Origin of the sequence: Paraburkholderia sp. RL17-380-BIE-A (assembly GCF_046028085.1) — a bacterium.
Taxonomy (GTDB): domain Bacteria; phylum Pseudomonadota; class Gammaproteobacteria; order Burkholderiales; family Burkholderiaceae; genus Paraburkholderia.
Genome location: NZ_JARESQ010000028.1, coordinates 34397 through 48234, shown reverse-complemented (window position 1 = coordinate 48234; position 13838 = coordinate 34397). Strand labels below are relative to the sequence as shown.

General features: G+C 63.8%; 13 protein-coding genes. 7 read left to right on the top strand and 6 right to left on the bottom strand.

The genetic code is table 11. The annotated features are described in order from the left end of the window. Positions 1-52: 52 nt before the first annotated feature. Positions 53-481 carry an Hsp20/alpha crystallin family protein gene (locus P0D68_RS33200; protein ID WP_408303358.1) on the bottom strand — a complete coding sequence of 143 codons (429 nt, stop codon included), beginning with the start codon at positions 479-481 and terminating at the stop codon, positions 53-55. A gap of 307 nt (positions 482-788) precedes the next feature. Between P0D68_RS33200 and P0D68_RS33195 the strand changes: the two genes are divergently transcribed. Continuing rightward, positions 789-2438 carry a bifunctional aminoglycoside phosphotransferase/ATP-binding protein gene (locus P0D68_RS33195; protein WP_408303356.1) on the top strand — a complete coding sequence of 550 codons (1650 nt, stop codon included), beginning with the start codon at positions 789-791 and terminating at the stop codon, positions 2436-2438. A gap of 152 nt (positions 2439-2590) precedes the next feature. Here the strand turns inward: P0D68_RS33195 and P0D68_RS33190 are convergent, their stop codons facing one another. Next, complete coding sequence (locus tag P0D68_RS33190) at positions 2591-3061, bottom strand: hypothetical protein (protein ID WP_091793479.1); 471 nt, start codon at positions 3059-3061, stop codon at positions 2591-2593. A gap of 269 nt (positions 3062-3330) precedes the next feature. Between P0D68_RS33190 and P0D68_RS33185 the strand changes: the two genes are divergently transcribed. Then, positions 3331-4458 (top strand): PAS domain-containing sensor histidine kinase, encoded by a 1128-nt coding sequence (locus P0D68_RS33185; RefSeq protein ID WP_408303411.1) that lies wholly within the window; start codon positions 3331-3333, stop codon positions 4456-4458. On the opposite strand, the gene P0D68_RS33180 is transcribed toward P0D68_RS33185, so the two are convergent. Then, positions 4403-5263 (bottom strand): potassium channel family protein, encoded by an 861-nt coding sequence (locus P0D68_RS33180; RefSeq protein WP_408303354.1) that lies wholly within the window; start codon positions 5261-5263, stop codon positions 4403-4405. The genes P0D68_RS33185 and P0D68_RS33180 overlap by 56 nt on opposite strands. Before the next feature lie 13 nt (positions 5264-5276). Beyond that, positions 5277-5849: a hypothetical protein gene (locus tag P0D68_RS33175; RefSeq protein ID WP_408468812.1), complete on the bottom strand. Its 573-nt coding sequence runs from the start codon at positions 5847-5849 to the stop codon at positions 5277-5279. A gap of 235 nt (positions 5850-6084) precedes the next feature. On the opposite strand from P0D68_RS33175, the gene P0D68_RS33170 reads away from it, so the two are divergent. From P0D68_RS33170 to acs, 5 genes are all read left to right on the top strand, one after another. Continuing rightward, the gene (locus tag P0D68_RS33170; RefSeq protein ID WP_091793472.1) at positions 6085-6324 is read left to right on the top strand and encodes a type 2 periplasmic-binding domain-containing protein; all 240 of its coding nucleotides are present in this window, start codon (positions 6085-6087) and stop codon (positions 6322-6324) included. Positions 6325-6381: 57 nt separating this feature from the next. Beyond that, a complete protein-coding gene (locus P0D68_RS33165) occupies positions 6382-7845 on the top strand; it encodes an MBL fold metallo-hydrolase RNA specificity domain-containing protein (protein ID WP_408303350.1) in 1464 nt (487 codons plus the stop codon). A 100-nt stretch (positions 7846-7945) separates the two neighbouring features. Beyond that, positions 7946-8977, top strand: coding sequence for an Acg family FMN-binding oxidoreductase (locus P0D68_RS33160; protein ID WP_091793468.1), 1032 nt, complete (start codon positions 7946-7948; stop codon positions 8975-8977). A gap of 39 nt (positions 8978-9016) precedes the next feature. Next, positions 9017-9688, top strand: a complete 672-nt coding sequence (locus tag P0D68_RS33155; protein WP_408185743.1) for a nitroreductase family protein — start codon at positions 9017-9019, stop codon at positions 9686-9688. 312 nt (positions 9689-10000) lie between these two features. Next, positions 10001-11977, top strand: coding sequence for an acetate--CoA ligase (gene acs / locus P0D68_RS33150; RefSeq protein WP_091793464.1), 1977 nt, complete (start codon positions 10001-10003; stop codon positions 11975-11977). A 301-nt stretch (positions 11978-12278) separates the two neighbouring features. Here acs and P0D68_RS33145 read toward each other — a convergent pair whose 3' ends face one another. Beyond that, a complete protein-coding gene (locus tag P0D68_RS33145; protein WP_408185741.1) occupies positions 12279-13319 on the bottom strand; it encodes a zinc-dependent alcohol dehydrogenase family protein in 1041 nt (346 codons plus the stop codon). A 42-nt stretch (positions 13320-13361) separates the two neighbouring features. Then, positions 13362-13835: a universal stress protein gene (locus P0D68_RS33140; protein WP_408185740.1), complete on the bottom strand. Its 474-nt coding sequence runs from the start codon at positions 13833-13835 to the stop codon at positions 13362-13364. Positions 13836-13838: the final 3 nt, after the last annotated feature.

Here is a 13838-nt window from a genome sequence, read left to right as displayed (position 1 = left end):
GGCTAAAAGCCCGCGCGGCCCACGAAACCGCAGTGCTCCGCGCGGCCCCGGATCAATTGATCTGCAGGCGCTTGTGTTCGGAAGCCGCCTTCTTCGGCAGCGTGAGCGAGAGCACGCCGTCCTTGTACTCCGCTGCCGCCGCGCTCTCGTCGACTTCGCTCGCCAATGAAAAGGCGCGGCTGACAGCGCCTGCATAGCGTTCCCGGCGAATCACCCGTTCGCCCTCTTTCATTTCCTGATTCCGTTCGACTTTCGCGCTGATCGAAACAAGGTTGCCGTCGATTTTTACGTCGATGTCCTTTTTCTCGACGCCCGGCAGTTCGGCCTTCACGGTGTACGCGTTATCGCTTTCCGTCACGTCGACCTTGATATCGGCAAGCGGCGCTTCGCCGCCCGCGCCGCGCAGCGGCCGGAACAAACCTTGAAAGAGTTCGGACATGGGTTCGAGGGGAAACGGATCAAATCGGGTCAAGTTGCTCATCGTACTGCTCCTGATTTAGTCAATGACATCATGGATACGCATTCGCGTCGCACGCCTCATACCGCCTCTTTGACGCTCGATCTTCAGGACGGGAGCGGTGCACTCCAGCGCGCTTCGACGCACGGCGTTCACCGTCGCCACGAGCAGGCTGTACCGGTAACTCTATGCTCGCCTTCGACTCGTGAATTGACGTGCGTCAAGCGGCCCACATCGCAGTCCGAGACCTCGAAAAGCATGACGTCGGTCAACCCCGCACAATGGGCCGCATCTATTCTGAAGGAACCATGATCGTGCGACGGAGAGTTCCATGCCTGCTGACTTTTCACCGGCACATCAGCGTCCGGTTCACCTACGGCAGCGCGAGCGGCTCGCGCAACGAGGCTGGCGTGCGCTCGACCGCGCCATGCAGAGGTCGTCTACCTACGGCCATCCGGCGGGACGCATTCGCCGTATCGAGACACATATTTCGGTCGTGTACCTGGCCGGGCGTTACGCGTACAAAGTGAAGAAGCGCGTCGATCCTGGCTTCGTGGACTTCACGCAGGCGCAAGCGCGCGAGCGCTCGTGCGCCGACGAGTTCAGACTGAACCGGCGGCTCGCACGTGAACTCTATTGCGGCGTCGTATCGATTACGCGCCGCGGACGCGCGTATCGCATCGCAGGGACAGGCGACACCGCCGAGCACGCTGTGCGGATGGGGCGCTTCGACGAACACGACGTGTTCAAGGCGTTGCAGGCGCGCGGCGAGCTCGGCTTTGCCGAAATAGACGCCTTGGCCGTGCAACTCGCCACGTTCCACCGGCAGTCACCACGCACGCCGACTCGCGAGGTCTTCGGGTCGGCGCCGTTTGTTCAGCAGCAGATGCGCACCGTGCTGGAGGCGCTCGAAAGTGAGACCGGGGCGCGCTTGCCTGCGCGCCTCTCCGCCTGGTGCGAGAGCGAAGGCAAACGTCTTGCCGGGCACTTCGCCGCGCGCCGTAGAGGCGGCTTTGTGCGCGAGTGTCATGGAGACCTGCACCTCGACAACATCGTGCGCCGCGGCAAGCGCGTGCTCATGTTCGATTGCATCGAGTTTGACGACGCCTTGCGCTGGATCGACGTCGCCAGCGACCTGAGCTTTCCCTTGATGGATCTGCAGGCATACGGACGGCAGGATCTGGCAGCGCGGCTGTTGAACGGCTGGCTGCAACGTACCGGCGATTTCGCGGCGTTGCCTGCGCTGCGTTACTACATGGTCTATCGCGCGCTGGTACGTGCCCTCGTCGCCTTGTTGAAAACACGAAATCAACCGCACGATGAGCACTTCGCGCGAGCCGCTGCCTACCTGAATCTGGCAGAGCGCCTGAGCGCGCCACAGCGGCACTACTTGCTGCTATGCCACGGCTATTGCGGATCGGGCAAATCGGTGGCGAGCGAAGCGTTAGTGAGCCTGCTCGGCGCCGTGCGACTGTCGAGCGACATCGAGCGCAAACGCGGTCGTCCGTTCACTCCCGTCGATCCCCGGCCTCTGCCAGCGGACGCGTACACACCGCACTCGATCGATCGGCACTACGACCTGCTGCAACGGCTGGCGCAACAAGTGCTGCTGGCGGGCTACCCCGCGCTGGTCGACGCGACGTTTCTCAAGCATGCGCATCGTGCCCGCTTCGTTGCGCTCGCGCGCTCGCTCGGCGTGCCCGTTTTCCTGCTCGATTTTCATGCGCGAGCGCGTCAACTCGAACAGCGTGTGCAGGCGCGTGCCGCCGCTTCGCACACGGCGTCGGATGCCGGCCCGCTCGTGCTGATTCGCCAGATGGCCAACGAGGAACCGCTTTCCGCCGAAGAAATGCAGCGAACGGTGAGCTTCGATACGGAGGTCCCGCTCGCTGATTTCGGCCGTCTGGATTACTGGCGAAAACTGCTGCGGCGGCTGTGCGAACCCGAAGCGGCCGCGTCGACGGAAGCGGCGCATGGCTAGCCCGGACGCACACGCCCGCCAAAACGGTAATCCTTCAACGTTTCAGCGCATGTACATGTCGCCGTTGATGGACGCAACGCCTTCAGCCGACAGGATGCCCTCGCTCCTGCGGCTGGCCCACCGGCGGTCGGCGCCGGGGCCGAACTCGCCGATTAGCGTTCATGGAGGACATCGCCGCCGAGTGCTCGCCCGCGAGGCATGCCCGCCGCGCTTTCCACGCGCTGTAGCCACTCCTGCCAAGGCTGCATGACGGGATTCATCGCGGCCTGCGTGGGCCATTGGTCAGTCGAAACCGCCTGCCAGGTCGCAAACGCTTCACGCATGCCTTCGAAGGATCCGGTTTGCAGCCGCACCGCCGCGCCGAGGCCTTGCTGCCAGAGATTGGTGGTGGTCGCCATGTAGTCGCGCAACACCGTTTGCCACGATACGGCGAGCGCGCTCCAGTCCTTTGCCGCCGAAGCGGCATTGCCAATTGCGCGTGCCGCCTCCAGATCACGCCGTATACGCTGCATCTCGAACTCGCATGCCTGCTGCCTGGCCTGGTGGCCGAAGCTCAGCGCCTGCAGCGCGAACGAGAGATTGGCGCGGAACAGCTCGAAGGGCGTGACGGATTTGCCGGTCATAATGGACCTCCTGACGTGATGAAGCGATCCGCCTGCGCGCTGTGGGACGCAGCGACGAGCACGCGCACGGCAGTAGTCAGTCCAATGTAGGCGTGCCCCCTGGAAGCCGGTTGACATGCATCAATCATCGAATGGCTTGCTGCGCGCGTGAATGGCACGCGCAGTTGCGCTGGCTATCGTCGGCGGAAAGGAATTATTCGGCGTAACCTCGGTGGATCTCGCTATCATTGCAGTGGACCGGTCGTTCGCCATTGACCAACTTTTCGGAGATGCCGGTGGTGTTCAACTGGAAAGATGCAAACCGTAAATCCGCCTCAGCCAACGACTCCGACGTACCGGTGGAGGACCGCTATCATTTGCTGATCGACGCGGTGCAGGATTACGCGATCTTCATGCTCGATCAGGACGGCCGCGTGGCGAGCTGGAACGGCGGCGCGCACAAGATCAAGGGCTATGCGCCCGGCGAAATCATCGGCCGCCATTTTTCGGTCTTCTATACACCCGAAGACGTCGCCGCCGCGAAGCCGGAACGCGAACTGGCGCTCGCTATCGCGCAGGGCCGGGTGGCGGATCAGGGCTGGCGCGTTCGGCGCGACGGCTCGCGGTTCTGGGCGGACGTGACGATCACGGCAGTTTATGATGCGGCCGGTGCATTGCTCGGTTTCGCCAAGGTTACGCGCGACATGACCGAACGCATGCGCCTCGCCGAACTCGAGCATGCGAGCGAACTGGCCGCGCAGATTCAGCGCACGCGCGAAGACGAGCAAAGACGAATTGCCCGCGAACTGCATGACGACCTCGGCCAGCAGCTCACGGCGCTCAAGATGGGCGTCGTCGCGCTGGAACGGCGCATGGGCGAGAACGCGAGTGATCCGGAAGGACTCACCGCCGCGAGCGAACTGCAACGTCAGATCGACGGTATGGTGGCGTCTCTACGGCGTATCGCCTCCGACTTGCGCCCGCCATTGCTGGACGACCTCGGCCTCGTCGCGGCGCTGGAATGGCTGACCGACGATTTCACGCAACGCTTCAACGTGGTTGCCACGCTTCACAACACCGTCGACGATACGGGCTTCACGCCTTTCGCGTCTTCCGCGCTCTTTCGCATCGTGCAGGAAGCGCTGACGAATGTGGCCCGGCATGCGCAGGCTAGCCGGGTGGTGGTCGAAATATCGAGCGATCCAAACACCTGCTCGCTTCATATCGAAGACAACGGCTGCGGGGCGGTGCTCGAAGACACCGGCAGGCGCGGCTCGTTCGGTCTGCTCGGCATGGGCGAACGGGTACGTCAACTGCATGGCCGCCTGGCGATCGACACCGCGCCAGGCCACGGCTTCCGAATCACCGCGAAGATTCCGCTGAGTGCGATTCGCCCGGATGAGACGCAGCCGGGCTGACAGGCTCGCATGCAACCGCAGCAACGCGTGTTTCGCCGCCTGCGGACTGCACATCCTTTCTCAACTCGGCAATCTCGTCGCGCAACGCCTTGATGTCGCGATGCATTTCGCGCCGCAGAATCCGCTCTTCCTGTTCGACGAAAATCGCGGCAATGCTGGCGAAAACCAGCGACAACAGACCATAGCCGAGCAACACCACGAAGGCCGCGAGAACACGTGACGCAGGCGTGGTCGGCGCCATGTCCCCATAGCCGACTGTCGCACTGCTTTCGAATGCGAGCCAGACGCCTTCAGCGTAGGTATGCACGCCCGGTTCGAGCCAGTAAAACCCCGCGCCCGCGGACGCGAGCAGCAACACGGCTGTCACCAGCAGCAATCCCAGGCGCCCAGGCGAGAAAAACCCTCGTAACGACAACACGATCCGCGCCGCCACCAGCCCCACGAAAACAATGCGCAACACCCATTCGGCAGACGACCACGTCGACACGCCCCACGCCACGCTGATCGCCGAGCTGGCCGCGATCAGGACATCGTAACCGTTGCGCATGAGGAAACGCTTGGGCTTGCGGCTCAAACAGGCCATTCGCGCCAGCACCACCACGTATCCGGCGGACATGCAGGCGTAGAGCGCACGGCCGGCCAGATGAAACGGGGAGGCGGCGGCCAGTTCGAAATAGAACGCGGGAATGGCAAGCAGGCTCAAAGCGAACAACGCCCACTGCATCCAGCGCCATGCCCGCACAGCTCGCGCGTCGTCGTGAGGGTCGACGCCGGCGAGACCGGCAATGCGCCAACTCTCCTTCATATCGCCACCGTTGTCATGACGCCGCGCCGACGAACGCGCGGAAATCCGTTTCGACCGAGCGGATCTGTTTCGCACACGTTCCGTACAACCATCCGGGATTGCCGTCCGCGCGGTACATACCCCGGCACATGCCTTTGACCTCGATGGTCGACACGCCGCTGGCGTTGCTTGTCCGCGTTGCCCACACATAGACGGCGCCGAACATGTGCGGCTCTGCCGTTTCGATCGCCGTGTCGTCCGCGCGCCGGATTGGCGTCACTGAGCGTTGTGCCACGTACAGTCTCGTGCGGCTCCATAGCCGTTCGCATTCGGCAGAAGAAGAACAGTCCACGTGCGCCTGTTCGCGCGCCGTTTCCAGCGCGATCTCGGTGTCGCGGTGCGCGGCGACGCTCGCTTCGGTGCTGCAGCCAGCAAGGATGATTATCGGCAGCGCAAAAGCTGCCAGCCGCCCGTATTTCATATCAGCCTGCCCATTGTTACGTTCAACCGCGCAATGCGCCGTTGCACACCACTGGCCTGTTTTTTGGAAAGTTACCCATTTACAAAAGTATGGGCAGGACGCCCCAAGGCATTTGACCTGGATCATCGTCCAGCGTGGGAGCAGCATCGCGCTACGCCGCGTTTTCCCTAACATCCATCGTGCCCGGCCGTGTAGGGAAAGGCTGACATTGACGCAGGAACACCTACCCTAGTCTCAGCGACACCTGATTTATCCCGCCTGCTCGATGACCAATACTGAATTCATCCGAAGCACCAATCGATACGTTCACGCGGCAGGAAACGCAGTCTTGTCATACCTGCCCTGTCATCAGGAGACCATCATGCCGACCACCGCTTTGCACGCCCACACGATGTCGCCTGACGGCACGCTGCGCGAAGCACTCGACGCCACCGACGATATCAACCGGATTCTCACGCTGGCCCGCGAGGCGGGCATGCTGGTCACGCTCGACGGCCAGATCGGCGGCGAAAAATACCAGAGCATTGCCGGCTCGCTCAACGCCTTCCGGCGCTTCGCTCGAGCGCTTTGCAACGGCTCCACGCAAACCGCGGCGCGTTGAACGCGCGTTGAACATCCCTCACGGCCATGTGCGGCCATTTCTGACAGAAGGTGCGACATGAAGCTGACCTTTCTTGGTGCGGCGGAAACCGTCACCGGCTCGAAGTATCTACTGGAAGGCGCTGGCCTGCGGATTCTGATCGACTGCGGCCTGTTTCAGGGCACGAAGAATCAGCGTCTGCGCAACTGGAATCCCTTGCCAATCGACGTCGCAAAACTGGACGCCGTTATCCTGACCCACGCGCATCTGGATCACAGCGGCTACCTGCCGGTGCTCAGGCGCATGGGCTATCGCGGGCCGGTCTATTGCACTCGCGGCACCCGTGACCTGTGCCAGGTGATGCTGCGCGACAGCGCCAGACTGCAGGAAGAAGAAGCCGCTTACGCCAACCGCCACGGTTTGTCGAAACATCATCCGGCGCTGCCGCTGTATACGCTGGAAGATGCCGAGAATGCGCTTGAGCTGCTCAAGCCGCGCGAGTTCGACGTGCCGAAACAATTGAACGACCATGCGTGTTTCCGCCTGCTGCCGGCTGGCCACATTCTCGGCGCCGCGAGCGTCGTGCTGTGCGTCGAGGGCAAGGTCATCGCCTTCTCCGGCGACCTCGGCCGCCCAGACGACCCGATCATGCGCGCGCCTATGCCGCTCGCCCGTGCCGACTACCTGGTCGTCGAATCCACTTACGGCGACCGCCTGCACGACAGGACCGATCCCGCCACCGAACTGGCGGAAGTCTTCGCGAGCACTTTCCGGCGCGGAGGTGTCGTCGTGATTCCCTGTTTCGCGGTGGGGCGCGCGCAATCGATCCTTCACTACATCGTGCAACTGAAAGCCACCGGCCGCATGGCGAACGTGCCGGTTTTTCTCGACAGTCCAATGGCGACGAGCGTCACGCAGCTGTACCGGCATCACGTCGGCGAACACCGGCTGAGTTCGACAGAAGCCAACGCAATCAGCAACGCCGCGCACATGGTGCACACCGTCGAGGAATCCAAAGCAATTCTGGGTCTGAATGGTCCACGAGTCATCATCGCGGGCAGCGGCATGGCGACGGGCGGCCGGGTCGTGCATCATCTGAAAGCCTTCGCCCCCGATCCTCGCAACACGATCGCGCTGGTCGGCTACCAGGCGGCCGGCACGCGCGGCGCGGCGCTTGCCGCCGGCGCGCCGACGATCAAGATTCACGGTGACTACGTGCGTGTGCGCGCTTCGGTGGTGAGCCTGTCGTCGTTGTCGGCCCATGCCGATTACGCCGAGACACTGTCATGGCTCCGCTCGATTCCGCAGCCGCCGCAGCGGACCTTCGTCACGCACGGCGAACCCGCCGCCGCCGATGCGATGCGCCGTCACATCGAGGAAACCTTTCACTGGCGCTGCGAGGTGCCGCTCTACCTCGAGAGCGTCGAATTGCCCGGATCGGCGGGAACGGTGGGCGTCGATCCGTGTGCCGCCATCGCGAATGCAGCGCCGGACCACAGCGTGCCGACGTCGACTGGCGCAAGCGACCGGTCCACCGAATAGAAGCCGTCGCTCTCCGTTCAATTCGGACTGATCCAGATCAATCCGCGCGCGGCGCGCACCTGACACAGTGGCAGAATGGAATCGTGCAGGAGACCATGACATGAGCGCACTGCCGCAGACGGGCGCCTGGGCCGTCGACGAACATCAGCTTGACCCCACCGCCAGCGTCGAAGCGAAACTGCGATTTGCGCTGCGCTATGCGGTGCTGGCGCCGTCCAACCACAACACGCAACCGTGGCACTTCATTCTGGATGGCGACAGCGTGACCGTGTGCGCGGATCGTTTGCGCGCACTGCCCGTGGTCGATCCCTTCGATCGCGAACTGATCATGAGTTGCGGCGCGGCGCTGTTCAATCTGCGCGTGGCGCTGAGTTACTTCGGGCTCGCCTACGCCATCACGCTGTTTCCATCGCGCGCCGATCCCGACGTGCTGGCGCATTTGCGAATCGTTCACGACGGTCATTGCGACGCCAGTCTGGCGCCGCTCTTCCAGGCGATTGCCCGCCGCGTCACGACCCGCGAAATTTTTGCGGATGAGCCGCTGCCCTCGCTGATCCAGCAACAACTCGCGGATGCCGCCGAGGCGGAAGGCGCGGATGTGGTCTGCATCTCCAGCGCGCCGCTGCGCGAGAGTCTTGCCGAGCTGGTCGCCGAGGCCGATCGGGTCCAGTTCAAGGACCCGCGTTTTCGCCGCGAACTGGCTAGCTGGATTCATCCGCGGCGCCGTGAAGACGGCATGCCCGCGCTGTCCGCCGGGATGACCGTGCTGCTCGATCTGGCCGCGCCGTTGCTCACGTCGGTAATCCGGACCTTCGACCTCGGCGGCGGACTCGCCGCGGCCCATCATGCGCTGGCCGCGGGGTCTCCGTTGCTCATCTGCATATCGACATCGACGGACGACGCCTCCGCGTGGCTGGCAGCCGGCCAGGCACTCGAGCGACTGCTGCTGGTCGCCGCGAATGCCGGGATCACGGCCTCGTATCTGAACCAGCCGATCGAACTGACCCTTCTGCGTGAGCGGCTGGGCGCCACGCTGGCCATGGACGCCGTTCCGCAACTGCTGCTGCGCGTCGGCCGCGGCAAGCCGGCGCCTCATTCGCCGCGCCGTCCGCTTGCCGAAGTCGTGTCCTGAGGACCGACGCCTGCCCAACGCCTGTTCGATGAGGCTGCGATGAAACATTTCTTCAGACTCGGCACCGCCACGCGCGATCCCGCTCGCGCGCGCCCGGTCGTTGGCCACCCGGTCTCGCATATCACGCTGCCACCGCCCGTGCGCAGCGGCGGCCGACCGATCATGGACGCCTTCTCGGAGCGGCGCACCACGCGCCGCTTCGCGACGACCGAACTCGACGAAGCAACGCTTGGCCAGTTGCTCTGGGCCGCCAACGGCGTCAACCGCAGCGGGGCCGATGACAGTGGTGGACGCACGGCGCCATCGGTCCTCGCCCTTCACGAAATCGACATCTATGCGGCGCTGGCCGGCGGCATGTACCGCTACGACCCGTTGGAACACTGCCTCGAACTGGTGAGCGCTGCCGATTTGCGCGCACTGACGGGCTACCAGGACTTCGTCGGCGAAGCGCCACTCGAACTGGTCTACGTGGCTGACCTCGCACGCATGCACGACATCGCCCCGTCGCAACGTGAGCCGTTCGCGTATGCAAGCGCCGGCACGATCGTGCAGAACGTCTACCTGTTTTGCGCCGCCGCGGGGCTCGCGGTTGCCGCGCGAAGCTGGCTCAACCGCAGCGCATTGGGCGCCGAAATGCGTCTCTCGCGTGAGAGCTTGCCCGTGCTGGCACAAACCGTCGGCCACTTCGATCTTAGCGATCCGGCTTCCTGAACGATCCTGCTTAGATGCGGCGCCTGTGCGCGGCATCCGCTGCCCCGCGTTTGCGCATTTGACGCCCGCGGCTCGTGTCGCGCGCGGAAAATCCCACGACGACCTTGGCGGCGCGGCGCGTTCCAGTTGATGTGCATCAATGGCGCCAGCCGCCGCGCCTTCATAGTGGCTCCATACGCACGCTGATCTGACGCCGGCCCGTCCACGCTGCAATGCGAGTTCGGATGCCGACGCCGCATGGCCGACAAGAGCCATCCCGCATCGGTAAAGCACTAACGTGCTTTATCCCTTCATGACTCATGTGAGGAGACTATGTCTACCATCGATACCGCCCCGTCCGACTCCACCGCATTGCAAATACCCCTTACCCGGGATGCCAGCATCGACGGCATGGAAGCCTATCGCGCCCTCGTTGCCGAAGCGAGCCAGGATCACGAAGCTTTCTGGGCGCGTCTTGCCCGGGAACACCTGGACTGGCGCCGCCCATTCACGAAAGTGCTGAACGATACCGACGCGCCGTTCTATCGCTGGTTCGAAGACGGCGAACTGAACGCTTCGTACAACTGCCTCGATCGCAATCTGATCAACGGACTGGCGGAGAAGACCGCGATCGTGTTCGAATCGGACGACGGCAAGATCACTCATGTCACCTATCAGGCCCTGTATCACCGCGTATGCCGTCTCGCCAATGCGCTGCGAGCGCGTGGCGTGAAAAAAGGCGACCGCGTGGCGATCTATATGCCGATGTCGGTGGAAGGCGTGGTCGCGATGCTCGCCTGCGCGCGCATCGGCGCACCGCACTCGGTGGTGTTTGGCGGCTTCTCCGCCAAGTCGCTGCATGAACGCATCGTCGATATCGGCGCGTGCGCCATCATTACCGCCGACGAGCAGGTTCGCGCCGGCAAGACGCTGCCCCTCAAAACGATCGTCGACGAAGCGCTCGCGATGGGCGGCACCGCCGGCATCAAGACGGTGGCGATCTATCGGCGCACGGGCGGCCAGATTCCGTGGATTGCCGAGCGCGACAAATGGCTTCACGAACTCGAAGCGGCCCAGCCGGACACCTGCGAGCCCGAGTGGGTCGGCGCGGAACATCCGCTGTTCGTGCTCTATACCTCCGGTTCGACGGGCACGCCCAAGGGCGTCCAGCACAGCACCGGCGGTTATCTGCTGTGGGCTGCCGTGACGATGAAGTGGACCTTCGACATCAAGCCGGCGGATGTGTTCTGGTGTACGGCTGACATCGGCTGGATCACCGGTCACACCTATATCTGCTATGGCCCGACCGCGGTCGGCGCAACGCAGGTGATCTTCGAAGGCGTGCCCACCTACCCGAACGCGGGACGGTTCTGGGAGATGATCCAGCGCCACAAGGTCAGCATCTTCTATACGGCGCCGACGGCTATCCGCTCACTCATCAAGTCCGCCGAGGCGAATCATGCGGTGCATCCGGACAGCTTCGACCTGAGCAGTCTGCGTCTGCTCGGCACGGTCGGCGAGCCGATCAACCCGAGCGCCTGGACGTGGTACGCGCGGCACGTGGGCGGTGGTCGTTGTCCTGTGCTCGACACCTTCTGGCAGACGGAAACGGGCGGACACATGATCTCCCCGCTGCCGGGCGTGACGCCGCTGGTGCCGGGTTCATGCACCTTGCCGATGCCCGGTATCGACGCGGCAATCGTCGATGAAACCGGCCAGGACGTGCCAAATGGAAACGGCGGCGTGCTCGTCATCCGCAAACCGTGGCCTTCCATGATCCGGACCATCTGGGGCAATCCGGAGCGCTTTCGCAACGGCTATTTTCCCGACGAACTCGGCGGCAAGCTCTATCTCGCGGGCGATGGCGCAATCCGCGACCGCGAGACCGGCTACTTCACCATCACTGGCCGTATCGACGACGTGCTGAACGTGTCCGGGCACCGGCTCGGGACGATGGAAATCGAGTCGGCGCTGGCCGCGCATCCGTTGGTGGCCGAAGCCGCGGTGGTCGGGCGTCCCGATGAAACAGCCGGCGAGGCGATCGTCGCGTTCGTGGTGCTGAAGGCGGAGCGCCCATCCGGAGCCGACGCGAAGCGCGTGGCCGACGAATTGCGCGCGTGGATTGGCAAGGAAATCGGCCCGATCGCCAAGCCCAAGGACATCCGCTTCGGCGACGCAATGCCGAAAACGCGCTCCGGCAAGGTGGTACGCCGGCTGCTGCGTTCGGTGGCCAAAGGAGAGGTCATCGCGCAAGACACCTCGACGGTGGAAAACCCCGCGGTGATTTCGCAGTTCGCCGACGCCACCTGACCTGCCGCCTGACCGATGAGCGACTAGCCCTCGCTCATCGCTTCCGTCGCAATCCCCGCAGCAATCCCATGCCGCGCGTGCACCGTGAGTGCACGCGCGCAACCCTCATTTTCAGCGTTCCTGTAAGGGACCCGTGGTTCAGGAAAAGCTGCGCAACGCGTAACCCGGGCCTTCTGCGCACGGTGCCTGCTGCCACAGCGTTGCGGTTGCGCCACCCTGAACTGAGCGGCGCTGGGGCGCAGATCGAATCGACTTCCTCGCCAGCATCCTGGCTCCCGGCTGTGCCGACCCGACACCGCCGCTACGACATTTCGATGATGACCTTCAACGCATGGGAATCCGCCGCGGAGCCGAAAGTCTCGTAGGCGTTCAACACGTCTTCGAGATGGAAGCGGTGGGTGATCAGCCTGGCAGGATCGAGCTTGCCGGAACCTACTGTTTTCAGCAACATCGGCGTACTGACGGTATCGACAAGGCGTGTGGTGATGGAGATGTTGCGGTCCCAGAGCGTTTCCAGATGCAGATCCGCCTTGACCCCATGCACGCCGATATTGGCGATCACGCCGCCAGGGGCGACCAGCGCCTCGCACAACTCGAAAGTTTCAGGCACGCCCACCGCCTCGATCGCGCAATCCACGCCGACATGGCCGGTCAGTTTCATCACCTCGGCTATGGGTTCGGCCACTCCGCTGTCGATGCACGCTGTCGCCCCGAAACGGCTCGCCACCTCCAGGCGGCTTGCATCGCGATCGATCATGATGATCTGGGCCGGCGAATAGAACTGCGCGGTCAGCAGCGACGCCAGTCCGATCGGGCCCGCGCCGACAATTGCGACAGTGCTGCCAGGCTGGACCTTGCCATTGAGGACGCCGCATTCGAAACCGGTCGGCAGGATGTCGGAGAGCATCACGAGCGCTTCTTCGTCGGCACCGGCGGGAATCGGATAAAGACTCGTCTCCGCATGCGGAATGCGCACGTACTCTGCCTGTGTGCCGTCGATGCGGTTGCCGAGAATCCAGCCCCCGGTCGTGCAATGCGAATACATACCGCGCCGGCAATACTCGCACTTGCCGCACGAGGAGATGCACGAGATCAGCACGTGATCGCCCTCTTTCAACGAACTCACCGCGGCGCCGACCTGCTGTACGATGCCCACCCCTTCGTGACCGAGAATGCGGCCGGGTTGGCACGTCGGAACGTCGCCCTTCAGGATGTGGAGATCGGTGCCGCAGATCGTCGTGCGCGTCACCTTGACAATGGCGTCGGTGGCGCAGGCGAGTTGCGGCACGGGCCGCTCGTCGAGCGATTTCTTTCCAGGGCCGTGATACACCAATGCTTTCATGATTTTCCTCGTTGATCAGTCAGGGCCGCCGCGAGATGAGCATCACGCCGGTGTGTCATGCTCCGTGTCCGCCTCTTCGCGAACCAGCAGCACCGGGCACGTCGCAAAGCGCGCGAACCGCTCGGCCACGCTCCCGAGCACCATGCGCCGCAAACCACGGCGCCCGTGCGTGCCCATCACGACCAGGTCCGCGCCACGGCGTTCCGCACAGCGCAGCAACGCGCTGGCAATGTCTTCGGCGATGCCTTGCGTCTCGACGATTTCCGTATCGCCCGCGACATCGAGTTCGCGCATCTGGTCGAGCGCGCTGGTCAGGAAGCTTTGCCCCACCTGCCGCGCCGCGTCTGTCAGCAGATGCGGATCGCAGGCGCCCGCGTACGTGAAAGCCGCAGACTGATCCAGCACGAAAACCGCCGTCAATTTGCCGCGCGCGAGCCTGGCGAGCTGGATCGCTTCGGACAGCGCCCGCTTTGAGGCTTCACTGCCGTCGAGCGCCACTACGATGTTGGTGTACATGAC